This window comes from Winogradskyella sp. A3E31, assembly GCF_046720935.1.
GTDB lineage: Bacteria > Bacteroidota > Bacteroidia > Flavobacteriales > Flavobacteriaceae > Winogradskyella.
Window position 1 is genome coordinate 297,710 of sequence record NZ_JBHNWH010000003.1, and the last position, 23,986, is coordinate 321,695.

Below are 23,986 nucleotides of genomic sequence, written 5' to 3' on the forward strand. Positions count from 1 at the left end.
ATTTACATTTGCAATCAGTTTAAAGATAACAATTTCTTTAAACTAGGAAAACACAATACAGCACAAGTTTTGAACACTTCAAAAAGCATATTAGACCTCGCAAAAAGTACAATAGCATTAGAAAGCGAAGCCATTTCACATTTAGCTGATTTACTAACAGATGACTTTAGTAATGCTACCGAACTCATTTATAAGTCTAAGGGTCGCGTGATTATTACAGGTATTGGGAAGAGTGCCATTATCGCCAATAAAATAGTAGCAACATTAAATTCGACTGGAACTCCAGCCGTTTTTATGCATGCAGCGGACGCAATTCATGGGGATTTAGGTCTCATACTTAAGGACGATGTGGTCATCTGTATCTCTAAAAGTGGCAACACTCCAGAAATTAAAGTGTTGGTACCCCTTATTAAGAACGCCAATAATAAGATGATTGCCATTACAGGTAATCCTGATTCATTTCTTGGGCAACAAGCCGATTATGTGCTTAACACCTATGTGGCACAAGAAGCTTGTCCTAATAATTTAGCACCCACCACTAGCACAACAGCGCAATTGGTCATTGGTGATGCTCTGGCAGTTTGTTTGTTAGAATTACGTGGGTTTTCAAGTAAGGATTTTGCAAAATACCATCCAGGCGGTGCTTTGGGCAAGCGTTTGTATTTAAGAGTAAATGATTTATCATCAATGAACCCAAAACCTCAAGTAGCTATAGATGCTTCGTTAAAAGAAGTTATTGTAGAGATCACCGAAAAAATGCTCGGGGTGACTGCAGTTGTCGATAGTGGTAAAATTCTGGGGATTATTACGGATGGTGATTTAAGACGTATGCTCAGTAAAAGTGATGATATTACAGGGCTTACTGCCAAAGATATTATGAGCAGTAATCCTAGACGTATTTCTGAAGCTGCAATGGCTGTTGATGCTAAAGAAATAATGGAAGAACATGGTATCTCTCAGTTGCTGGTTGAGGACAATGGCATATACAGTGGTGTTGTACATCTGCACGACTTAATAAAAGAAGGCATCATCTAATGGCGAAAAGGAATGTAAATGAAATGTCATTCTTAGACCATCTTGAAGATTTAAGATGGCATCTTATTAGAGCAACTTTAGGTGTTTTAATTGCAGCAACCCTAGCCTTTATTTTTAAGACCTTCATTTTCGATGTTATTGTATTAGGGCCGACAAGTATGCAGTTTCCAACGTATCAATGGTTGTGTAAAATGTCTAAAATCGTTGGTGTAGACACGACCTTTTGTGCACAAGAGTTTCCGTTTATCATTCAAAACAGAACGGTAGCCGGACAATTTTCAGCGCATATCTGGACGTCCATCTATGCAGGTCTGGTCATTGCCTTTCCTTATGTATTATACCAACTCTGGACGTTTATTTCGCCAGGCATGAAAACCAATGAGCGAAAAAACAGTAGAGGGTTTCTAGTGATTGCGTCATTTCTGTTTTTTACAGGAGTACTTTTCGGCTATTATATCGTTACCCCATTATCACTGAATTTCTTAGCTAATTATAGCGTGAGTGCAAAGATTTCTAATGAGTTTGATTTAAGCTCCGTCATTGCCATAGTCCGTTCATCAGCTTTAGCCTCGGGAATTGTTTTTGAACTACCAATCGTGATATACTTTTTAACCAAGGTCGGTATTGTCACCCCTAAGATATTGAGAACCTATAGAAAATTTGCACTGGTTATTGTTTTAGTATTAGCAGCAATTATTACACCACCAGATATTGCGAGCCAGGTGATTGTTGCCATCCCCATATTGATTTTGTACCAAGTGAGTATTTATATTTCAGCCATTGTTGTCCGCAATCAAAAAAAGCGACAGAACCCTAAAACATAACTTTAACTTTTAACTTTTTAACCAAGAATGTCAGATATAGTAGATGATTTCAATGCCTACAGGGCAAAAATGAATGATAAGGTATTGGCCGATAACAATAAGATTGTTAAACGAATATTTAACCTAGACACTAATGCCTTTTTAGACGGAGCATTAGATAAAAAAACCAAAGAATTGCTTGGTCTTGTGGCATCCACGGTCTTACGATGTGATGATTGTGTAAAATACCATTTAGAAAGCTCCCATAAAGAAGGACTGACCAAAGCAGAAGTCAGTGAGGCACTTGGTATTGCAACGCTAATAGGTGGTACAATTGTAATCCCGCATTTAAGGAGAGCGCACGAATATTGGGAGGCTTTGGAAAACAAACAAGGTTAAATTTTTAATAAATCCAATACTTAAAAGTCGTTACGCATAGTATTTCTTATATTTTAGCGTTGATTTAATTAGACATGAAGAAATTACGAGCCGAAAATTTAATGAAGTCCTACAGTGGACGTAAAGTGGTTAAGGATGTTTCCCTGGAAGTAAAACAAGGGGAAATCGTTGGGTTGTTAGGACCAAACGGTGCAGGTAAGACCACCTCCTTCTACATGATTGTGGGCATTATTAAACCCAACGGCGGTAATATCTTTTTAGAAGGCACAAACATTACAAAGTACCCGATGTACAAGCGTGCCCAAAATGGCATTGGATATCTGGCGCAAGAGGCATCTGTATTCAGAAAGTTAAGTATTGAGGATAATATTCTAAGCGTACTACAGCTCACAAATCTTAGTAAGAAAGAACAGCATAACAAAATGGAATCTCTAATCGAGGAATTCGGTTTAGGTCATATCCGTAAAAACCGTGGGGATTTATTATCTGGTGGGGAACGACGACGTACAGAAATTGCACGTGCATTAGCCACCGACCCTAATTTTATTCTTTTAGATGAACCCTTTGCTGGAGTTGATCCTGTTGCCGTGGAAGATATTCAGCGAATCATCGCAAAATTGACGGATAAGAATATCGGTATTTTAATCACGGATCACAACGTCCAAGAAACCTTGGCGATTACGGACCGCACCTATTTAATGTTCGAAGGTAGTATCCTAAAAGCTGGTGAACCTGAAGAATTAGCTAACGATGCTATGGTACGTAAAGTGTATTTAGGTCAGAATTTTGAGCTTCGGAAAAAGAAAATCCGTTAACGCTTACTCTTTTACTTCTTCTTTCATTAGTTTTTTCTGGTATCGTCCTTGCACTACATCAACAACGACCAACACAACAATCACAAAATAGAAGGTTGTTTTACTCATAGGTACAATTTCATTACCGAATATCTTTAAATGTGCCAAATGCCCGCCTTCAGTAATCAGCATTATACCGACAATAAAAAGAATAAATAGTCCCAAAACTTCATACATCCTGTTTTTTGCCAAAAAGGTGGATACTTTATCTGCCATTAACAACATCAATAGTCCACTAGCGACAATGGCAATGGCCATAACAATAAAAGCTGTCGTAGAATTTTCTATGTCGTTGGTTAAACCGATCGCTGCCAATATGGAGTCGAATGAAAATACCAAGTTCATAATAACTATGCTTAAAATCACACCATTAGCCGATTTTTTTCTAGACGTATCCACTGCTTCAGAATGTTCTAGGTCTTTAGTAGAAATCATGTGCCATATTTCCTTAATCGCTGTATAAATGATAAACCCACCACCAAGTAAAACGATAATACTATGACCATTAAAAGCAAAGTCCAATACATTTTCAATCTTTCCTGTTAAAAATGAAAAGGGGTCTTGGAAGTATTCTATGACTGACACCAATACAAATAGGAGCACTATACGCAATACAATGGCAATTAAAATGCCGACTTTACGAACACGCTTCTGTTCTGATGCAGGGGCTTTTTTAGATTCTAAGGAAATGTACAAGAGGTTATCAAAGCCTAAAACCGCTTGTAGTATCACAAGCATTAAAAGTGTAAAAATGACTTCTGCCATGGTTAGTGTATATGTTTTTGATTAAATACAGATATAATGATATAGAGAAGGATAATTAAAGGGACTGCCACGAGGTTAAAAATAACCAATAGAACAACTGTTAAAAGTAAAAACCCATAACGCATTTTGTTAGCCTTTAAACTATAAGTCTTAAATTTTAGTGCAAATAACTTAACCCTAGCGTTTAACAGAAAAGCACTCAACACGGTAATCCCTATCAATACCCAAGGATTGTTCAGTAGCGTTTCTGCAATCGGGTAATTACTGTATTCTATAATTAAGGGTAATGCTATTATGAGTAATGCGTTTGCAGGTGTTGGCAACCCTTTAAAATAGGATTGCTGATCTTCATCTACATTAAAATTTGCCAAGCGATAGGCCGATGCAAGGGTAATCAATAACCCAAATAAGGCCAAAGGTTCTATAGACAGGGATAGCCATGAGATATCATCTCCCCAAGATTCTCCCAGAGCGTGCCCACTCCAAGCCATATCTAGCAACTTACACATTACAATACCTGGCACCAAACCACTGGTTACCATATCTGCCAATGAATCTAATTGTAAGCCTAGTTCGCTCTGTACATCTAATGCACGAGCTGCTAAACCATCAAAAAAGTCAAAGAAAATACCTAAGCAGACAAACAGTGCTGCAGCTTCAAATTGGTTTTCAATAGCGTAAAAAACGGCTATGCCGCCCGAAAACAGGTTTAGTAGTGTTAGGAGGTTTGGAAGATGCTGTTTCAGAATTATTGATTTTAGTTCCTGTAAAAATAAAAAAGTAATTGGGTTTGTATGTCCTCCAATACAATAAGTGCTGCACTAAGTAGTTAAATAGTATAGAAATATTATGCATATTTGTAAAAAAATTGCTGCGCTTGAAACTAAACTACACCCTATTATTACTACTGATAGGCTTATCTGTCTTTGGGCAAACCACCAGAAAATATTCTAACGAATTTATGAATATCGGTGTGGATGCTGCTGCTTTGGGTATGAGTAATGCAGTAACTTCTCATACTGGGGACGTGAATTCTGGCTATTGGAACCCTGCAGGCTTGGTACAACTAGAAGATAATGAACTTGCTTTGATGCATTCTAGCTACTTCGCCAATATTGCCAATTACAATTATATCGGTTACGCCATGCCATTAGATGATCGGAGTGCTGTTGGAATTTCCTTAATACGTTTTGGAGTCGATGACATTCTAGATACCACGCAACTTATTGATGAACAAGGTAATATTAATTATGACCGCATCAACCTGTTCTCTACAGCGGATTATGGAGTCACCTTTTCCTATGCCAGACGCTTACCTATTGAAGGTCTGAATTATGGTATAAATGCCAAAGTCATAAGACGTGTCATTGGTGATTTTGCTAATTCCTGGGGTTTTGGGCTAGATGCTGGCATTCAGTTTCAAGCGAATAATGACTGGAAGTTTGGGTTTATGGCTAGAGATATTACAACGACTTATAATGCCTGGTCCATTGATGAAGAAAAGTTTGAACAGATCAGTGGTGCCGTTGAAGGGCAAAATCAAGACTTGCCAGAAACTACTGAGATTACTCTGCCTAAGTTAGAGTTGGGCATTTCCAAATCTTGGGTATTTCATTACGACTATTCCCTGTTAGCTGCAGTCAACCTCAACATGCGCTTTGCAGAGACCAATGATATCTTTTCGTCATCTTTTGCCAGTGTGGCTCCGGCATTGGGGTTTCAATTCGGCTATACGGATATGGTATTTTTAAGAGCGGGCGTCGGCAACTTTCAAAACGAACTGCAAATCGATAATTCTGAGGATTTAACCTTTCAACCGAATTTTGGTGTTGGCTTTCGATACAGAGGTATTCAAATCGATTATGCATTTACCGACATCGGCGATCAAAGTGCAGCCTTATATTCTAATGTCTTCTCATTAAAATTAGACTTCAGTATTTTTAGGTAATCGAGTGCTAAGTTTTATCTTTATGCCTTCAGCAAAACCCATAACATGAAACGCCTCTTATTAGCCATCGCATCAGGATTATTGTTTGCCGTGGGTTGGCCAACCTATGGGTTCCCCTTATTTCTGTTTTTTGCATTTGTACCGCTGTTGGTTATAGAATACCAATTACGTTTAAGCCATACTAGGTACAAAGGCCTAAAGGTATTCGGCTTTGCCTACCTCAGTTTTTTTATATGGAATGTCTGTACCACGAGCTGGTTATGGTACGCTGATCCCTTTGGAGCCAGTTTCGCCATTTTAGTGAACTCGTTATTGATGGCAACTGTATTCCGTATGTACCATGGTATTGCCAAACGAAGCTCGCAACTGAGAGCGTTGGTGTTTTTGGTCGCCCTTTGGTTATCTTTTGAAAAATTACATCTGGGTTGGGAATTTTCCTGGCCATGGCTCAATTTGGGCAATGCCTTTTCCGAATATACAAGCCTCATTCAATGGTATGAATATACTGGAATCTTTGGGGGTTCACTTTGGATATGGCTATCAAATGTTTTGATGTATTCTGCCATTCTGAAGTATAGAAAGGAACGCTCAAATGTTGTGCTCAGAACAACTGGGCTACAATGGGCTGGTCTTTTACTCACCCCTATCATCATTTCTTTAGGTATTGGTTATACGCATCAATTGCCTGAAGAATCTGTTGAAGTTGTTTTACTTCAGCCCAATATTGACCCTTACAGTGAAAAGTACAATACCTCAAATGTAGAGATGGGTCAATTACTTTTAGACTTGGCAAAACCTCAATTAACGGATAGCACCGCTTTTATCATTGCACCAGAAACGGTATTCGCAGAAGGGGTTCGGTTACCTCAGTTTAAGTACAGTCCCGTAAAGACACAACTCGATGGTTTTATATCAGAACATCCAGAGCTAAATATATTGACTGGCATTTCGTTTTATGACACTTTTGTAGATGAGTCCAGAGTACGTTCCGAAACCAATAAACATCCCAATGGGTTTTGGTACGATGATTATAATTCTGCCCTGTTGCTCAATGCCACTAAGGACTATCAAAAATATGATAAGTCTAAGTTGGTGGTTGGAGTAGAAAACTTTCCGTATCAAGGCATATTACAACCTATTATTGGGGATGCCATGATAGATTTAGGGGGAACTGTGGCTATGAAAACCACTCAAGACGAGCGATCAGTGTTTACCGGTGTTGACTCAAATCACAGGGCTGCACCCATTATTTGTTACGAATCCGTTTATGGTGAATTTGTGACAGGCTATGTCCGCAATGGAGCAAACTTTCTGGCCATTATCACCAATGACGCCTGGTGGAACGAAACCCAGGGTCATAAGCAACATTTAAGTTACGCCAGACTAAGAGCTATTGAAACACGTCGGGCTATTGCCAGAAGTGCCAATACTGGGATTTCGGCGATTATTAATTCGAAAGGTGAGGTCATCAAGCGCTTGGGCTATAACAAAAAAGGAGCTTTACGTGGCGACGTAGGTCTTAATGAAGGTATTACGTTTTACAGCATTGCTGGGGATTACATTGCTCGTATTGCCATGTTTGTCGCTTTGTTTGTCTTTTTGATTGTTCGATTTCGGAAGACCCGTATTTAATGTCATTCCCGCGAAAGTGGGAATCTCATCAATAATTTTGATTATGATTTGTGGCTTAGATTCCCGCCTACGCGGGAATGACAAGGTTAATGATTATTTAGGGGATTCTTCAGTCATCCCGATAGCTATCGGGATTCCTTCTGAATGACAAAAATTACTGCCCGCGGTAGTATATCACTGTACTAAACGTCTTTAGTATTATGGATATATCCAAGAAGAAACTACGATGCTTAATATAGTACAAATCGTACTGCAATTTGGTAAGACTGTCCTCAACAGAAGCCCCATAGCGCGTATTCACCTGCGCCCAGCCCGTAAGGCCAGGTTTAATAATATGCCGCGTTTCATAAAACGGTATGGACTGTGACAATTCAGAAACAAAATAAGGGCGTTCAGGACGTGGACCAATCAAGCTCATGTCTCCTTTTAACACATTATAAAATTGTGGAATTTCATCCAAGCGAGAGCGCCTTAAAAACCGACCAAAACGTGTAATTCGGCTATCATTCTTAGTGGCCCACTGCGCTTTGTCACCTTCTGCACCCACCTCCATGGTGCGTAGCTTGTAAATGGTAAAGATGGTACTGTTTCTACCGATGCGTTCTTGGGTATATAATAAAGGTCCTCTATTACATATCAGATTCCCTAGAACGATGAAGGGAATAATCAGTATGCCGAATGCAAGGCCAATAATAGAGAACAAGATATCGAACAAACGATGGAAAAAGCGATACAATTGGTTTTCATTATTACGGCTAAAGGGAAAATACTTGTAAAAGTCCTTCCCTACATATTGAATGGGCACCTTATTGGTTATTTCTTCATACACCTGTGTGTATTCCCGTATTTTGAAACCACGCTCCAAGAGCAGCATTAACTCGTGATACAAGCCAGCTGTAATCTGTTCTACATTGGTGGCCGCAATTAGTATTTCCGATACATTCTCTTCCCTAATGAGTGAGTCTAAATCTGGGATTTGGTATTGCTTTAAGCCATTGTATTTGACTCCCTCCTCCTTTTCAATCTCACAATTAATAAAACCTACTAATTTATAATTGGGGTCGTGTTTTTCTAGTGTAGTGACCACATTAGAAATCTGCTCCAATTCACCTACCAGCAAGACCTTTTTGTAAAAGCGTGGGGAAGCCAACAGGGTGTTATATGCCAATCTCCATAGAAACACAAAACCGATAAGTGCCAAATAAAAGTAAAGGATTTGAATTCGATTTTCAGGTAAAAAGGGGGTCAACACCGGTGTCAACAAGTATAATAAAACAACCGTTGACATACAGAATACAATATTTCTAAAACTAATATCTAAGCGACTGGATTGCTGAAGGTCATAAATTTCGAATACAGTACCAAAAATGGTGATGTAGAGGGCTAGTACAAAAAGTGAAGTGCCATGTTCTGTCGTTAAACTCAAGTAGTCAAAACCAGCATAGCGGCACAATAAGAAAATACCTAGAAAAACGGCCAGAATGTCCACTATACGCAATAGAATCTTACGCTCAGAAATCTCAAAATGGATACCCGCCTTTTGTTTCATTGTAAATTAATAGCCCTTAAATATACTATGCTTAAATAACATAACCCAAGGTTTTAGTTTAAAAGCGTATGCCATAGTTGTTTGACCTTAGACCAGTCGAATTGCTCTACTTTCTGTCTAGCAGCCTTTATTAGCGTCTTCCGAAGTGCATGGTCTTCAACGATCCTTAAAATCCCTTCCGCCATAGCTTCAACAGAGTCGGGCGCTACTAAAAGGCCGTCCGTTCCATCCTCTATTAAATACGGCATACCCCCCACATTGGTGGACACTACTGGTAATCCCAATGCCATGGCTTCCATAACACTGACCGGGGTATTATCAAAATTTGTGGTATTGATAAAGATGTTGTAGTCTTGGGATTGCGCTATCCAAGCTTGTTTTGAGAGCTTCCCTGTAAATACTGTATGTGTCCCCAAACGATCTGCCAAGTCTTTAGCGTCTAATAATGTCCCATCACTATCTGGCCCCACCATACACAAAGTGATCTTAAAGCCTTTTTCCTGAAGGTAATGCTGAACCTTAATCGCCAATACAGGGTTATATATTTTGGCAAAAGAACGCACCCAAAGCAGGTCAATACGCTCATAGGAACGTTGCTGCCATGGATAATGACTCATTTGGATGGAGTTCGGTATATACACCGTTTTAAAACCATGCTTATCGAAGGCCTGTTTTAAATAGAATGAGGGAGCCACATTCACTTTGGCATGTTTAAATATCCAACGCGATTTATGTGGATGAGACGCTAGTCGCAACGGTAGGTTTCCACCATTTAAACAACAGATATAAGGTATGCCTAAGACCCTGCAACATTGACTGACTGCCATGGCATAATAAAAGTTAAGAGTGCTGTAAGTGTCTATCAATACCACATTGGCCCAAGACCTATTCTTAACAACAGCCCAAAGCATTGCCAGCAATCTCAGAGGTTTAGATCGTATCCCAGAACTGTATCTCAATGTATAGCCTTCGGACTCCAATAAGGGCCCTAAGGTCTGTATGGAAGATAGGTTAGTCTGGGGGCTGTTTAAGTTGTTTCCTATGTACAGGACGTTTGTCATTGACGATATTTAAGAGGGCTAACGCATACAACAAAGCCGGAGCCGCAATACGCATCCCTGAATGGTTAATGGTGGCAAACCAAAAAGCTAAAAAGGCAAAGAAAAAGATGTTTTTTCGGTTTGAAGCTCTGTAGCCCAAGGGTTTAAAGAAGAGTATCAATAAAACGATGATTCCTAAAAACCCATGCTCGGACAATAGGCGGCCAATTTCGTTATGTGAGGGTAAATGATGGCCACTTGTCTCAACACGTTTGTTTTTGACGCGACTCGCCCCAATCCCTAAAAACGGAGCACTCAAAAATCCATCTATTTCTTCTTCAAATAGCTGAACTCGACCCGTTGCCAAGTCTTGCTTTTCACGACCCAAGGCATCCTGATTGGCATAGCGCTTGTCTAACAAACCTCGGGTTTGGCTAGAACTGATGTTCCAGGTCATTAACAACGCTATACTCAGTAAGGCTAAGGAACCGATTAACGTTCCTAATTTTCGGGTATTTAAACGTAAGACTATCGTTCCCAAAAATGCCAAGGCTACTACAAAGGCGGCAATTATCCCTCCACGACTAAAGGTGACAAAGGCTCTGAAGGTCATGGCCCCTAAAATGAGGATGTTTATCACTTTTAAACCTAGTGATGGTGATTTTAAGAGCAAACGTACCACGACACAAAACATGCCCAGCCCTAAAATGGTGGAGACCTGGTTCGGCCCGAACCCTCCAGATAAGGCTGCATTGGAAGATGTACCGGTTAATTTATCCTTAATAGAAGGAGTGTATAAAAACAAATAGGTTGTCGTTGATATGATGGGCAAGGCGATGTACAATATGATTCGATGGATTTGTTGATAGGTCACCTTTCGGTCGTAACAAAACAAGGCGGCTATACCCAAACAGACAGGGCCACTTAAGACAAAGGCGATGTTTGTTCTAAACCGTGCGTCAAAGGTTAAGGTAACCGATGCCACAATAATGGATGGTACCAGCAAAATAAGATAAATAAAATAAGGATAGCCTTTCCCTGATACGCCCTTGTAAAACATGCCCATCAACACAAATAAGATGACCAAATATTTAGACGCTTCATAGGCGATGCCCCCCTTGGTCATCCTGAATAAGATCTCTGCCCCTGCGAAATAAGCACAGCCCAATAGGACATTGATGACCACTTTTTTTGGTGGTGACAACACTATTTTAATGAGAAAGTAGCCCATAATGGCTAAGAAGAATACTTTTGCAAAGGGCTTAAAGGCATATAACAGTGCTCCTAAACCAATGTGCATCACTACCTGTTGCAAGTAAGGATCAGATTCTTGTATGCGTTTTTTTAGGGACACGGGTGCTTAGGGCTTTAAAATATCATTTGTAATACGCTCATTGTAATGGCTAAAACTAAAGGCCTTTACAAATGTATGTCTTTTATCTAGTATCTCCTTGTGCGTTATTGGGTCTTCGCTTAGACAGGCAGACAAGGTTAGGGCTAAGCACTCAGCAGTAGGGGTCTCTAGAAGGTATCCTGTGGCTTTGTGTTTCATATAATGGCCAATCGCTGAAATATTTGACACTATGGGGATGCACCCAAAATTATAGGCTTCAGCGATGACCTTTGGGAAGCCTTCTGACGCGGTGGTTGGCATCACAAAATAATGACACCTCTTGTATATGTCAAACACTTCTTGCCGTGGTAAAAAGCCGTAAAATTGAACAGGAATAGAAATCTTTTTAGCTAGAGCCTCAAAATGAGTACGTTCTGGCCCATCTCCTATGAGGTGTAGCCTTTTAATTTTATGAGCTACAGTAGCATCAAGGTGCTTCAAGCTGTCGATAATCCGTCCGACTCCCTTGGGAGATTCCAATCGGCCAACATAGCATAGTTCAATGTCTTCGTCCCATGATTTTTGCTGGGCACTATAGGCTCCTGCTTCTACATCTTTGGACGTTAAACAGGGGTTTTCAAAGCTTAAACAGTGCTTTGGTTGATTTGGCCAATGTCCATTAATCGTCACTGTTCGGCTTTGTCGTTTTAATAACCAACGCTGAAGGCAATACCCGAGTGGTGGCTGTTTTTGGTTCCAATTGCCCGCATATTTAAACCAGCCTTTTGTCTTTGTATATAAGACCAAATAGGGAATGACATAGACTCCAATACCTGTTGGTGCTCTAAACTGGAAGACATCAGTCCTTTTCAATGCTTTTCTAATGATTTTTAGTGTTTGTGGAGCGTTTAACAAGATATTTACTTTGTCTCTAAAACCAGATCCACCAACACTAGGTATTGGTGTAAATTGAATGTTGTTTGACCTGTAGGCTAAGGCAGAAGGTGGAGCTGCCCCTTCCTTGAGCATGGCGATATGTTCAATAGCATCAAATATCTGGGTTAAATGGTTGATTTCAGTAACCGTTGGTCCCCAGCCTACAATGTCTCCATCGACAGTTTTGTAATGTTCGGTATGTGATATGATGAGTAACTTCATGCTTCAATAGTTCGGGTATACGCCTTTATGCTATGTTGCCACTGGTGTTGACTTGCCCATGCTTTTGCCCCTTGCGTATAACGCTGCTTATTGGCCAAAATTTTATGGATAGCCTCCTTAAATGCCACAGCATTGTGGGGCTCAATCAATTCGCCTGATACCCCTTCAGAAATGGCATCTTCAATGCCACAGCCTTTTGACCCTACTGTAGGTATGCCATAATGATTGGCTTCTAACAATGCAATACCAAAGCCTTCCACATCGCCGGTTGCCGTAGTTTGACTCAGCATTACTGCTATATCCATGTGTTGATAGAGTTGCTCTAAGGTCTCATGGGATAACATGCCATGAAAGGTGATATGGGATTCAATGTCTAATGCTTTAGCTAATTGTTGGCATGCTTCAGTGTCTTGTGGTAATCCCACACAATGGTAATGGATGGTGGGATAGGCTTCCATAAGGCTAGGTAAATGTTTAATGACGTTGCGTTGGCCTTTGCGCTCAGAGACCCGCCCCACAGTAATGAGCTGGGGACCGGTATCAATCCTATTCTGTTTGGTCATATGAGAAGACCAATGATCGGGGTCATAGCCATTAGGAATGACCACTATCTCTTTTAAAGGTAAATGAGAGACCAAACCTTTGGTAAACTGAGACACAGCCACAACGGCATCAAACCGCACTAAGGCCCAATCTATACTTTGGCGCAATAGTAGCGATTTAAAGTTGACCTCAGTGCCATGAATGATGGCAATGGTCTTTAGGTTATAAAATGAACTCACCAAAGCTCCTAGCCATAATGAAAACTTCCCGGTGGCGATAAGCACATCAGCGCTTCTCAACACAGCAATTAAGCGGCGTAGTCTTTCAAAATACATCACAAAACGAGCGCTCGTCTTTGGGATACGTTTCACGGTAAATGACAGCTTGTTGTCGAATAGGGCTTCGTCTTCTAGGTCCCCACGTTGATCTGTAATCACCGTGACCTCAGCATACTCCAAAGCCAAGTATTTGGCTAAATGATAAGCCTGATTGCCTATGCCTCCAGGCAATGGCGGAAATTCAGAACTTAATATCACAATGTGTTTTGATGTTGTCATGGTTTACAATGGCTCAATTAAGGGCCCTTCTTTCAATTTTTGAGACGCCAGATGCCAGGATCGTGCTACCTGAAACACCACTATAGGCCAAATAAACACCAAAAGCAATAGACCTGCAAACGTTATGACCGCATTTCCTTTATACTTGTATGGCATTATAGCCAGTGGCACAGTCTTTAGAATTGCTAGTACCGTCCGCTTTTTGCCATAATAGCGTCTAAAATAATATAATACACTGGGGATGGGTCGTGGTTGCCATAGGTATTTGGTTCTAAAGGCATCCCAGGCTCCCATGCTTCGTAAACCGCCGCTGCCCACTTTGAGATGTAAACGCTGCGCGTGGGGATTGGACACATTTCTATAGCCGTGCAGATAGGCGCGACAGCCAAACTCTCCATCTCCCATCCGTTGCATTTCAAATTGGCGGTCGAATAATCCAATAGTTTTAAACACCTCTTTTTTAATCAGTACGTTGCCCGTATCTAATTGGTCACTGATTTTAAAATAGGCATAGTGCTTTGGCACGTTATCCCCTACTTGCGATATGGAGACTCCCGAGGAAATGTCTGCCTTAAAATAATCCAGTGCTTTGAGATGTTCGGATATCCAATTGGAGGCGACTCTGCTGTCATCATCAAAAAACAACAGATATTCCCCTTTTGCTTGTTTAATAGCCGTATTACGTGCTAACCATAAGGCCTTTTCCTCTTGGCGGACGAGCTGAATCTCTGTTTTAAATTGATCATAAAACTGAGGGTTAAACGGCTCGGATTGATCGACCACAATGAGTTCAATGTTCTTATAGTCTTGGGCATCGATATCATGCAGCACATCCTTTAGGTACTGATAGCGATTTAAGGTGGGGATGATAATGGATACAAGCGGCGGTGTATTTATCAGTGTGGATGTATAGTCCTCATAGTCCGGATGCTGTATTGGGTGTTTATACAGGTCTTGACGTTTGATGCCTCGTGAACGCCTAAAGGCTTTTAATTCTTTTATCGGATGATGCCAAGACAATAGTCTGAGCAGATAGGTATAGACAACCCATATTGGGTGGACTTGCGTCCTCAGAAAGCGGTATTCATCCTCCAATGGTACTTCTGAAATTTCGCTTATGGTCGGTACATCACCAATATAGCCCTGATACAGTGCCTTCCAGGATTGGTCATAGGCTTGTGCTTCGGAAGACCGAAACTCTGGGGGTTTATGGGGTGCCTTTCGATGAGGCGCTGGTAATTCCTTTGGGTTGGGATATATTGTTGTACCATCAAGACGTTGAATCCCGAAATAGTGGGTCGGTTGCACATATGTTAAAAGTTTGAACAGCACCTTAGGGCATTAGGGTTTTAATTTTGGACGTATCATTAATGGTAAACTGGCCATATGCCTTGCTTTTATCGTACCTGTTTACGGGTTTCAAATTACGGATAAAATTTTGGAGTGCAATGGGTATTGGGTGTTGGGTGTTCATAGTAGGTTGATGTGGCTTAGACTGGAAGGGGATTGGGCTTAGATAGGGAGGAGAGTGGTTATAGAGGGTGGATCTTTAGATTCTTCATTGCGACTTCGATAGGCTCAGCCTGACAGCTCTGAATGACAAGCCAATTCTGAATGACGAAGCATGATGTGATGTCATTCAGAAGGAATCCCGATAGCTATCGGGATGACTGAAGAATCTATAAAAAAGCATTAACCTTGTCATTGACGCTATGGAAACTATGCCTTTAATTGTTACCAGACTATTTTTGAGATTCCCGCTTTACTCCTTCGTTAAAACTTCGGTAGCACAAAGCGCGGGAATGACAGTAAGATTCTTCGCTGCGACTTCGACCACTTCGAGTGCCTCAGTGACCAAAGCTCTAGGTTAGTCAAACTCTCCGTCTTCGGCTATTTCCGAATCCACCCCTCTTTGTCTAAAGCGGGGAGCTATTCATAGTCGCATTTGTAAAAAGAACTATTGTTTAAATCTTTCCGTCGTTTAATAAAGTTTTTTCTTATGCGGGAATGACAGTGAGATTCTTCGCTTTGACTTCGAGCGCTTCGGGTGCCTCAGCGATCCAACCTCAGCGCCCGAACCTCAGCCTAACAGCTCTGAATGACTACAGGGATGTTGGTTTTATTTTTCAAAACACCAAGCGACGTGAATATCTACCAATCCGTATTCTGATTTTATGCTTTGGTTAATGTGTCTTACATCTATAGTATCCACTGTTTTAAAGCCAGCTTCTTCAAATCGCTTATAGTAGTCGTATCCGCATGCGCGACAATGGTCGTAATGCCCATAGGTCTCCTTGTAATCTTTGTATGCTACTGATGGATCTTCAACAGTTGTTGGGTTGTAAATTGGGTAAATCGGTACACTAACCAACAGTTTTGCCCCTAGTTTTAATACCCTATATAATTCTGAAATCGCTTTGATGTCCTCAGGAATATGTTCTAGGACATGCCAAATGATGCTACTGTCATAAAAGTTAGACCTTAAACCTGTATCGGTTAATGAGGCCGCTACATTAATTTGTTTTCTTTCTTTTATATCCAAACGATCATAGGTCTTTAGACCTATAAACGTTGAAGACACATATTTGAACTCAGCCATGTTCGGTGCAATATGCAACACTTTTTCACTATCGCTTAGGTTATGCTTTTCCACTCCATACCCTAACAACCTTAATCTTGGAATACTTCCACAATTAGGGCAATTGTGATTTACAAAATACTTACCCTGCCATTGGCACATAGGACAATACACCTTATCCCCCCTTAGGGTTATGGTCATAATCTTAGACTTTATTTTTTGTCTAAATTTAATATAATAGAGGCTGGAATTTTTAAATATCTTGGTGATTAGCATGTACCGTGATTAGTTAGAGTAAAAATCCATAAACTGTTTAATTTGATCATGTATGTCAAAATCATTGTTCACTCTCCTTATGGCATTTAAGACCAGTTTTCGCTTGTCATCATCATTACGTTTTAAAAGTTCATCTATTGCATTTGCTAACTGTTTTGGCTTCCCTTTAGGCACCACTATACCGGTTTGGTTGTGCAGTACATTTTCGGGTAATGCACCACCATCTGAGACTATACACAAACAGCCCATCGCTTGTGCTTCGAGCACGGCATTACAAAAACCTTCGGAGTGGCTGTACTGCACATAAATATCTGTGTTCTGCAACTGGTTTTGGATTACTTCTGGTTTTAGCTGCCCCAATAGTTTTACATGTCCTGTCAGCCCTAACTGATCAATTGCAAAGCTTAATGCTTCGTATTGTGGCCCCGAACCAATAATGTGATATTGAAAGTCAGTACCTTTCTTTTTAAGTTCTGCCATGGCTTCAATGGACTCTAGTAGTCCTTTAATCCAGTGTAACCGTGCAATAGTCGTGATCTGAATTGTTTTTGACTTCTCAACAGGGTTGCTTATCTCCCAGGCATTACTATCTATGGCTGGAGTAATGATCTTAATAGCAGTTGTTGAACGCATTCCATTTTCCAAGGCTTTTTGTTTCATATAGTTGGATATGGCATGTACCTTATCTACATTTTGCCACACTAAATCATAAGGGTTGTTATGTTTTATAGGAAATACATCCATATCGTAACCCCGGCAACTGACAACCATCTTCGCCCCAATAGCTTTTGCGACATGCTCACTTTGGAGGGCTAAAGTGGTAAACCCAAAATGTAGCCAATCCACCTTAGCTTTTAGCAAATGGGCATTGGTCAATAGGTTTTTAAACTGTTGCTTTGTGGAACGCCCTGCTTGTTTTTCTAATTTTAAAAATCCTAAAGTCGCTTTTAAGTGTGGTATAAGTGTAAGCATAACTTTAAGTGATTGCAACACTTGTAAGCCCTTATTCTTATAGACTTTTGAAGCAGGCAGCACTTTGCACTTTTTATAGGTATTGGAGTTTTTTTGAACAAATAGGGTTACGTCTACCCCACTATCAATTAATCCCTTAATCTTTAAATTAAAAAAGATCTCAGAGTAGCTTGGTGGTTGGGATAAAACGATGCCGATACGCATAAAATTTTATAATTTTTCTAGTATATCATGAAATAAAAGCTCACTAAATACTTTAATGCCATAGTTATTTAAATGATCTGAGTTTTGAAAATAATTGGGATTATTCGATATTGTTGGTGTCTTTGAATAATTTAAATATTTTACATTATGCCTTAAAGCTAAGGAATCCATAGCTTTAAAATAATTAAAATTTAACCACTCTTTACCAAAACCATCATTGTAATCCCTATAATAAGGTACTGTAAGCAATATTGGCACAAAATCATCTTTAATAATAGTAGAGATTAGTGTGTCTAGATATTTATAATTTCTTTCCTTAAACACCCCTTGTTTTTTGTGGCGTTTAACTCTTAAAACCGCATGCTTTTTTAGTTCATTAGCGTTTAGTTGTTTAGTATCTAAGCTTTGTTTTTTTAAATCTGGCCCAAACACTAAAAATTTTAGATTGTCTATGATTTTAAATCTATACGTCATCAGATGCTTTTTAAGCGAGTAATTATATATGGCATGTGCTGGTAGGTATTCATAAAAATCATAATCAAAAGTAGTATGGAAACCGGTATCTCGTCGATTCTCATCTTGTCCAAACGAAAAATAAGACACCGGAATTATAACTATGGCCTTGTCCTTTAATTTGTTTTTGATGAATTGGTAATTCTGATAATCATAATACAAAGTGTTTCCAGATTTATTAAAGCGTACTCCCTCTTCACTGATTAAAGAGTAATCAAAGAGGCTTCCATGCGAGGTTCCGAAATTAATTATGCCGTAATATGTGTCCATTGATTTCACCTTAGCTATGTAATGATTGTCATGGCTTTTAAACAAAAGAAAACCAAGCAGAAATAAAACAGTAAAAAAAACAAAACAATTAAAGATAAATGGCTTCATGCTTTAGAACTGAAAGTATATAAATGGCGTTTCCTCTGTCTTCATATATATAAAAATAACTAATACCAAGACCATATAAAACGACCAGCGTACTATTCTGTATTGCCTTAATAACATGGTTTCAATGGCATACTTTTGAGTCCTACCTCTCCATTCTATGAGCATAAATAGTATCAGTAAAACCAGTATGTCCGTAGGTCTTATGGCTGGAACGCTAAATATCTCTTTAATAAACAAGCCTTTAAAATAAAGCATCGCATCAGCAATTGATGGCGCCCTAAAAAAGACCCATGCCAGTGTTGTGAGGATAAACGTCACTACTAGTTGTACTGTTTCCTTTATAGAAGGCAACCATCGCCCTTCTGCAATGGTATCGGTATATCTCCTATTTCTTTTAGACAGTAACAGGGGTATAAAAAATAATGCATGTAGCCCACCCCAGGCTATAAAGGTCCAATTAGCACCATGCCAAAACCCACTGACCAAAAATACAATTAAGACGTTACGGATTACTTTTAGTGTACTACTTCTCGATCCTCCTAATGGGATATACAGATAATCCCTAAACCATGTCGATAAGGATATGTGCCATCGTCGCCAAAACTCCCCTATGTTTCTTGAAAAGTAGGGAAATGCAAAGTTCTGTCTTAAATCGAACCCAAATAAGCGCGCCGTACCAATAGCAATATCAGAGTATCCCGCAAAATCTCCATAGATTTGAAAGGCAAAAAAGACCGCCCCTAATACTAGGGTACTTCCTGAATACTCTTGGTAATTATTAAAAATCTCATTGGCATAAACAGCACAATTATCGGCTATGACCATTTTTTTAAAAAAGCCCCATAAGATTTGCCGACAGCCATCCACTGCTTTTGAGTAATGAAATTTGCGTTGCCTATAAAACTGTGGCAATAGATGTGTTGCACGTTCAATAGGACCTGCCACCAATTGTGGAAAGAAGCTCACAAAAGCCCCAAATGCCAAAGGATCCTTAGTCGGTGTGAGTTTTTGACGGTATACATCGATGGTATAACTCAGCGTCTGAAACGTGTAGAAACTAATCCCAACCGGCAATATAATATGTAGTGTATTCGGTTGTATGGGTTGCCCAAACCACGAAAAGGCCGTCACAAAATTGTCAACAAAAAAGTTGTAGTATTTAAAAAAGCCCAAAAGCCCAATATTGACGATGACACTCGTCCAAAGAAGCATTTTACGTTTTTTTGCTGTCTCTGTACCCGCTAATTTTTTTCCAATGGTATAATCTACTACAGTGCTAAAGATTATTAATGCAAGAAAGCGATAATCCCACCAGCCATAAAAGGTATAGCTTGCCAATACAATCACCGCGTTTTGTGTCATTACGCCTTGACGTTTTAGAATCCAGAAAACCGCAAACACTATCGGTAAAAAAATGGCAAAATCCAGTGAATTAAACAGCATACTTAATTAATTATAATATTTTTTTAAGATCCTCAACGAGTTGTAAACTAAACCTCTCAGCACCAGTTTTATTTAGATGTAAGGTATTGTAAAAGTTTTCTCGGTTTGTTGAGATAAGACCATCAGAATAATCTAGAAAAGGCAAATTATATTCATTGGTGATATCTCTAAAAAGATTAATAATATCAGATCTATTGCTAACATAATCCCTGCCTTTTATTTCTTCAGGGGAATACACAAAAATCAATTCAATATTCGACGATTTACATTCTTGAATAAACTGATGTAACAACTTAAGTGAAGGGTAATGGATTTTTGATTTAATTGACTCAAATTTACTCTTTGCCTTATATAAGTCATTATTCCACTTTTGATTCCTAGTCAAGAACCCTTTATACCTTGTATGCCTTATATTATACTTTATGTTTCGAATAAGCGTATCCTTTTTGCCACAAAATCTAAGCAATGGTAAATTATGCACATAAAAGTTATAGCCATTATAACCTCTGAGATAGGTATTCATCTCTAAATCCCTGCTAAACGGTAAAAATTGAAATGAATTATAAAGGTCACTTCTCTTACCAATAGCAAAGGGACCTACAGATAAAACAATATACTTTGGCTTTATGTTATTATCTAAAACTTTTCTATGTCTTAAGTATTGGAGCCAAAAATTGTGTCCATCTATTCCTAAACTATAAGTATCTAAACCTAAACTGTCAGAAATTATTTTAGTGTTAAAATTTGTCATGGCTCTCGATGAGCCATAAATCAACACATCTTTATTCATGTTACCGTCTATTATCTCAGACCAAATATGGCTTTCGCCTACTGCAAAATGTTTATAGTCCAATATCTTATGAGATAACCAAATATCCAAAGGATAGCTTACAATGCAAAAAAATAATATTCCCGATGCTATATTTATTAGAAATTTTTGCATCAAATTATAATTCTTTTTTTTAAATTAATGTATAATTTTTCATGTGCTTTTATACTCGCCTTTATGTTGTATTTTTTTTGAGCATATTCAGTCATCTTGTCACTAATGGATTGCCGTTGACTTAAAGGCATTTGTAATACTTTTTTTATTGTATTAGACAGATCAATGCTGTCGTTAGGTTTAAATAATTGTTCCTTAAATTCATCTAACACGTCTTTAATTCCCGCAATATCAGCGCCAATTACCATTCGATTACACAGCATGGCCTCGACTGGGGCGATTGGTTGGCCTTCTTTACGCCCTTCATTTTTAGTAGGAATGACAAATAAGTCAGACAGTTCTAGATAAGGTATTACATCTTGTATCTTACCCGTGAACCTAATATTATCGTTTTTATACTTTAATTTAAGTTGTTGTGCGTAATCTGATGAGTCATCACCAATAATCAGTACTTTTATATTTGGGTTATTGATTATTTTAACGGCTTCCAAAAGCAATTCTATTCCCTTTACAGGCACTAAGTTAGCCACAGAAACAATTATAAAGTCTGATTGTTTGTAATTTTCACCATTAGGAGTTACATAAGATTTTATTATTGGTTTATATTTTTCAATATCTACACCAATTGGAATTTGTAATACTTTATACTCCATTCCTTTAAAGAACTTAAGCATATCATCATTTATTGTAATGATATGGGTGCTTAATTGAGAGCGCCATCGCCAAGCCTTATTGCCCCAGCCCATTGCTTTCTTAGTATATACAAAGGGAATGCCAGCCATTCTTGCTGCTAGGGGTTCGGAAACGTCCGAACTCCAGTGCCAGGAATGTATAAGGTCGAATTGGTATTTTTTTAGAAACCGTGATAGTTTCCACACCCTATAAGGAAAACTCCAATAAGGCCTGTAAGGTGTTGTTATTGGTCTTATATGTATAGGTACTTCTAAGGCTTGTACTGTTTTAAAAAAGTCTCCCCTGTTATGTGTACAGGCAATATGGGGTTCAAACTTGGTTTTGTCTAGGTGTTTTACCAAATCATAGACCACTTTACCACTACCTGCTGTATCGAAATTGGGGATGGTGTATAGCACTTTGATTCTATTTTTGGTTTGTACACTGCTTTCTGTCACGCTTCTATTGTTCATGTATTTTTGAGTCTATACTACTGAGTTCTCGATACATCCCAACGAAAATGTCGGGACACTCGAACTGACGTGTTTGTTTATTTCTGTTGATCTAGATGTTTTCTGCATTTTCAAGACCATTGTTTTTCATAACATTTCGCTAATACCAAAAGCATATTTAATCCATGAGCGGCTTCCAGTGGTTCTTGGTCATAAAACTGTTTGGTGTAGGTCTCTACAATTTCAGATCCTATCCAATTTTTTATTTTCGTGTTTTCAAACACTGTTTCTAACTCCTTTTTATTGTGTTGCCCTTTCAGTTGCAACTCCCAATTCCGTTGTACATAGGCTTGCCCCATAAGCCCTTTCAATTCTCGTTTTAATTTATTCCCTATTCGGTATGGTAGGTTATAAGGTATTTTATTTTTATGATTGTTGTAAAGATTAAATGGACGATGATCCTGCCAGGATATTTTTGCCAACTCTGGGTTGCGTTTTTTTATATACCCAATTTGTAATTGTCGATTTGCTAAATAGGTTTCAGGCACGGTACAAATCCATTCACACATTCTATTATCATAATAGGGTAAGGTGATGGGGTGATAGGCTTCAAAGATGGATAAATTGACCGAAGTCCAGCGTGGTGCCCAATATTTGGATTTAAATGCTCTTAATTTTGCATTGGTATCTTCAATATCTATCGTTTTTAAGAGTTCTTGAAGACGTGCTGTAAAATAGCTTTCAAAATCTCCTTCCAAAGCCCAATAGTTCCAAAGGGTTTCTGCTAACTGTAGGCCTCCGCGTTTTAGTAATTTGCTTTTTAAAAACTGGACTTCCTCTTCCTCTGATAATTTTTGCAGACCATAATTATCAAATAACACGTCCCCCCAGTGTCCTAAAGAAAACACCTCTCCCATACCATCAAACTCATCGACTATAGCCATTTGCCTTGGACTTGTAAAATCAGAGTGACACTGATTTAGCTCAGCCAACTGATCCAATGTACTCCATAGGTCCCCTTTTTTTATGGTATAGCTTTTAAACTGAAAGTGACAGGCTTGTGCAATCTCTTTTGCGATTTTAGTTTCTGGATAGCCATGTTCAAATTCATAGCTATAGGACTGTACTTGTGCTCCAATATGTCTTAAAGCCGTTGCCTGGGTACGACTGTCCAAACCACCAGACAAAGGCAGTATCACCTTTTTAGTGTTAGTCTGTTCTGAGATAATGCTTTCAAAAAGGTCTGTAAATTCCTCTAAAGCCTGCTCAAAACTAATGTCTCGGGGTGTATAATGCCATTTAAAATAGGGCTTAGAGGTCTCTAATTGCCCATTCGCGTTAAACGTATTTAGACTCGCTGGAGGTACTACTTTTTTATGTGTCCAATAGGTATCGGTATCTAAAAAAAAACCAATAGCCGTGAATGTACAGATGGCTTTTAAGTCCAGTTCTTTCTCAGCATCGACAGGCACTTCGAGGATACGATTTGGAATTATGGGTTGTTTTATCTGCTTCATGGTAACAAGGCTCTAAGATATAAGATTGATTCTAAAAAACGTACTGTGCGTTTAAAAAGGCTATTAATTTGTTGTAGATTCTTTAGTTGCTACACTTCTTCTTAATGACATTATGATTTGTTTTGTCATTCAGAGCGATAGCGAAGAATCTTTTTGTTTTAACGTAAGAGTTATAACTACATAGGGAAAGATTCTTCAGTCGCTGCGCTTCTTCTGAATGACATTGCATCTTGTTTTGTCATTCAGAGCTGTTAGGCTGAGCCTGTCGAAGTCGCAGCGAAGAATCTTACTATAAAAATAAGCACAATCAAAAGCTCCCCTCCTTAAACAAGACGTCTAAATTGTATCGAGAAAAGGCACCTATAAATACTTCTCGATACACCACGCTTTTTTGCGTGGCACTCGAAGTGACGTTTATAGAA

Annotated in this window: 21 protein-coding genes; 6 read left to right on the forward strand and 15 right to left on the reverse strand. The window is 39.0% G+C overall.

What is annotated here, in order from left to right; genetic code table 11:
- The first annotated feature begins 69 nt into the window (after positions 1–69).
- The 4 genes from ACFEMA_RS05840 to lptB all read left to right on the forward strand — a co-directional run bounded on the left by ACFEMA_RS05840 (position 70) and on the right by lptB (position 3,052).
- Positions 70–1,035 carry an SIS domain-containing protein gene (locus tag ACFEMA_RS05840; protein ID WP_411767120.1) on the forward strand — a complete coding sequence of 322 codons (966 nt, stop codon included), beginning with the start codon at positions 70–72 and terminating at the stop codon, positions 1,033–1,035.
- On the forward strand, positions 1,035–1,859 hold the full coding sequence (gene tatC, locus ACFEMA_RS05845) for a twin-arginine translocase subunit TatC (protein ID WP_411767121.1): 825 nt from the start codon (positions 1,035–1,037) through the stop codon (positions 1,857–1,859). Before ACFEMA_RS05840 ends, tatC begins: the two co-directional genes overlap by 1 nt.
- Before the next feature lie 27 nt (positions 1,860–1,886).
- Positions 1,887–2,237 (forward strand): carboxymuconolactone decarboxylase family protein, encoded by a 351-nt coding sequence (locus tag ACFEMA_RS05850; protein ID WP_411767122.1) that lies wholly within the window; start codon positions 1,887–1,889, stop codon positions 2,235–2,237.
- A 74-nt stretch (positions 2,238–2,311) separates the two neighbouring features.
- Entirely contained in the window at positions 2,312–3,052 is a 741-nt protein-coding gene (gene lptB, locus ACFEMA_RS05855) for an LPS export ABC transporter ATP-binding protein (RefSeq protein ID WP_411767123.1), read from the forward strand.
- A gap of 3 nt (positions 3,053–3,055) precedes the next feature.
- Here the strand turns inward: lptB and ACFEMA_RS05860 are convergent, their stop codons facing one another.
- Entirely contained in the window at positions 3,056–3,856 is an 801-nt protein-coding gene (locus ACFEMA_RS05860) for a TerC family protein (protein WP_411767124.1), read from the reverse strand.
- A 2-nt stretch (positions 3,857–3,858) separates the two neighbouring features.
- Positions 3,859–4,662, reverse strand: a complete 804-nt coding sequence (locus tag ACFEMA_RS05865) for a CDP-alcohol phosphatidyltransferase family protein (RefSeq protein WP_411767145.1) — start codon at positions 4,660–4,662, stop codon at positions 3,859–3,861.
- Between the two features lie 71 nt (positions 4,663–4,733).
- On the opposite strand from ACFEMA_RS05865, the gene ACFEMA_RS05870 reads away from it, so the two are divergent.
- Together ACFEMA_RS05870 and lnt are read left to right on the forward strand one after the other, a co-directional pair.
- Positions 4,734–5,804 (forward strand): PorV/PorQ family protein, encoded by a 1,071-nt coding sequence (locus ACFEMA_RS05870; protein ID WP_411767125.1) that lies wholly within the window; start codon positions 4,734–4,736, stop codon positions 5,802–5,804.
- Between the two features lie 45 nt (positions 5,805–5,849).
- Positions 5,850–7,436, forward strand: coding sequence for an apolipoprotein N-acyltransferase (lnt, locus tag ACFEMA_RS05875; RefSeq protein WP_411767126.1), 1,587 nt, complete (start codon positions 5,850–5,852; stop codon positions 7,434–7,436).
- 154 nt (positions 7,437–7,590) lie between these two features.
- On the opposite strand, the gene ACFEMA_RS05880 is transcribed toward lnt, so the two are convergent.
- From ACFEMA_RS05880 to ACFEMA_RS05940, 13 genes are all read right to left on the reverse strand, one after another.
- Positions 7,591–8,985, reverse strand: coding sequence for a sugar transferase (locus ACFEMA_RS05880; protein ID WP_411767127.1), 1,395 nt, complete (start codon positions 8,983–8,985; stop codon positions 7,591–7,593).
- Between the two features lie 53 nt (positions 8,986–9,038).
- Positions 9,039–10,046, reverse strand: coding sequence for a glycosyltransferase family 4 protein (locus ACFEMA_RS05885; RefSeq protein WP_411767128.1), 1,008 nt, complete (start codon positions 10,044–10,046; stop codon positions 9,039–9,041).
- Positions 9,997–11,379, reverse strand: coding sequence for an O-antigen ligase family protein (locus ACFEMA_RS05890; protein ID WP_411767129.1), 1,383 nt, complete (start codon positions 11,377–11,379; stop codon positions 9,997–9,999). The genes ACFEMA_RS05885 and ACFEMA_RS05890 overlap by 50 nt, the downstream gene beginning before the upstream one ends.
- A gap of 6 nt (positions 11,380–11,385) precedes the next feature.
- Positions 11,386–12,516, reverse strand: a complete 1,131-nt coding sequence (locus ACFEMA_RS05895; protein WP_411767130.1) for a glycosyltransferase — start codon at positions 12,514–12,516, stop codon at positions 11,386–11,388.
- Positions 12,513–13,616: a glycosyltransferase family 4 protein gene (locus tag ACFEMA_RS05900; RefSeq protein ID WP_411767131.1), complete on the reverse strand. Its 1,104-nt coding sequence runs from the start codon at positions 13,614–13,616 to the stop codon at positions 12,513–12,515. Before ACFEMA_RS05900 ends, ACFEMA_RS05895 begins: the two co-directional genes overlap by 4 nt.
- A gap of 3 nt (positions 13,617–13,619) precedes the next feature.
- The gene (locus ACFEMA_RS05905; protein WP_411767132.1) at positions 13,620–14,948 is read right to left on the reverse strand and encodes a glycosyltransferase family 2 protein; all 1,329 of its coding nucleotides are present in this window, start codon (positions 14,946–14,948) and stop codon (positions 13,620–13,622) included.
- A gap of 787 nt (positions 14,949–15,735) precedes the next feature.
- The gene (locus ACFEMA_RS05910; RefSeq protein WP_411767133.1) at positions 15,736–16,395 is read right to left on the reverse strand and encodes a methyltransferase domain-containing protein; all 660 of its coding nucleotides are present in this window, start codon (positions 16,393–16,395) and stop codon (positions 15,736–15,738) included.
- A gap of 84 nt (positions 16,396–16,479) precedes the next feature.
- The gene (locus tag ACFEMA_RS05915) at positions 16,480–17,646 is read right to left on the reverse strand and encodes a glycosyltransferase family 4 protein (RefSeq protein ID WP_411767134.1); all 1,167 of its coding nucleotides are present in this window, start codon (positions 17,644–17,646) and stop codon (positions 16,480–16,482) included.
- Positions 17,647–17,652: 6 nt separating this feature from the next.
- Positions 17,653–18,429 (reverse strand): hypothetical protein, encoded by a 777-nt coding sequence (locus ACFEMA_RS05920; protein WP_411767135.1) that lies wholly within the window; start codon positions 18,427–18,429, stop codon positions 17,653–17,655.
- A 111-nt stretch (positions 18,430–18,540) separates the two neighbouring features.
- Positions 18,541–19,980, reverse strand: coding sequence for an MBOAT family O-acyltransferase (locus ACFEMA_RS05925; protein ID WP_411767136.1), 1,440 nt, complete (start codon positions 19,978–19,980; stop codon positions 18,541–18,543).
- A gap of 10 nt (positions 19,981–19,990) precedes the next feature.
- Positions 19,991–20,923: a hypothetical protein gene (locus tag ACFEMA_RS05930; protein ID WP_411767137.1), complete on the reverse strand. Its 933-nt coding sequence runs from the start codon at positions 20,921–20,923 to the stop codon at positions 19,991–19,993.
- On the reverse strand, positions 20,923–22,068 hold the full coding sequence (locus tag ACFEMA_RS05935) for a glycosyltransferase (RefSeq protein WP_411767138.1): 1,146 nt from the start codon (positions 22,066–22,068) through the stop codon (positions 20,923–20,925). The genes ACFEMA_RS05930 and ACFEMA_RS05935 overlap by 1 nt, the downstream gene beginning before the upstream one ends.
- 110 nt (positions 22,069–22,178) lie before the next feature.
- Positions 22,179–23,564, reverse strand: a complete 1,386-nt coding sequence (locus ACFEMA_RS05940; protein WP_411767139.1) for an asparagine synthase-related protein — start codon at positions 23,562–23,564, stop codon at positions 22,179–22,181.
- Between the last annotated feature and the right edge of the window lie 422 nt (positions 23,565–23,986).

What these genes read in the sequence shown, in the direction of transcription:
- tatC (WP_411767121.1), top strand. Translation starts at nt 1,035, where the DNA reads ATGGCGAAAAGGAATGTAAATGAAATGTCATTCTTAGACCATCTTGAA.
- ACFEMA_RS05925 (WP_411767136.1), bottom strand. Translation starts at nt 19,980, where the DNA reads ATGCTGTTTAATTCACTGGATTTTGCCATTTTTTTACCGATAGTGTTT.
- lnt (WP_411767126.1), top strand. Translation starts at nt 5,850, where the DNA reads ATGAAACGCCTCTTATTAGCCATCGCATCAGGATTATTGTTTGCCGTG.
- ACFEMA_RS05930 (WP_411767137.1), bottom strand. Translation starts at nt 20,923, where the DNA reads ATGCAAAAATTTCTAATAAATATAGCATCGGGAATATTATTTTTTTGC.
- ACFEMA_RS05940 (WP_411767139.1), bottom strand. Translation starts at nt 23,564, where the DNA reads ATGAAGCAGATAAAACAACCCATAATTCCAAATCGTATCCTCGAAGTG.
- ACFEMA_RS05935 (WP_411767138.1), bottom strand. Translation starts at nt 22,068, where the DNA reads ATGAACAATAGAAGCGTGACAGAAAGCAGTGTACAAACCAAAAATAGA.
- ACFEMA_RS05895 (WP_411767130.1), bottom strand. Translation starts at nt 12,516, where the DNA reads ATGAAGTTACTCATCATATCACATACCGAACATTACAAAACTGTCGAT.
- ACFEMA_RS05880 (WP_411767127.1), bottom strand. Translation starts at nt 8,985, where the DNA reads ATGAAACAAAAGGCGGGTATCCATTTTGAGATTTCTGAGCGTAAGATT.
- ACFEMA_RS05910 (WP_411767133.1), bottom strand. Translation starts at nt 16,395, where the DNA reads ATGACCATAACCCTAAGGGGGGATAAGGTGTATTGTCCTATGTGCCAA.
- ACFEMA_RS05850 (WP_411767122.1), top strand. Translation starts at nt 1,887, where the DNA reads ATGTCAGATATAGTAGATGATTTCAATGCCTACAGGGCAAAAATGAAT.
- ACFEMA_RS05915 (WP_411767134.1), bottom strand. Translation starts at nt 17,646, where the DNA reads ATGCGTATCGGCATCGTTTTATCCCAACCACCAAGCTACTCTGAGATC.
- ACFEMA_RS05900 (WP_411767131.1), bottom strand. Translation starts at nt 13,616, where the DNA reads ATGACAACATCAAAACACATTGTGATATTAAGTTCTGAATTTCCGCCA.
- ACFEMA_RS05860 (WP_411767124.1), bottom strand. Translation starts at nt 3,856, where the DNA reads ATGGCAGAAGTCATTTTTACACTTTTAATGCTTGTGATACTACAAGCG.
- lptB (WP_411767123.1), top strand. Translation starts at nt 2,312, where the DNA reads ATGAAGAAATTACGAGCCGAAAATTTAATGAAGTCCTACAGTGGACGT.
- ACFEMA_RS05885 (WP_411767128.1), bottom strand. Translation starts at nt 10,046, where the DNA reads ATGACAAACGTCCTGTACATAGGAAACAACTTAAACAGCCCCCAGACT.
- ACFEMA_RS05920 (WP_411767135.1), bottom strand. Translation starts at nt 18,429, where the DNA reads ATGGACACATATTACGGCATAATTAATTTCGGAACCTCGCATGGAAGC.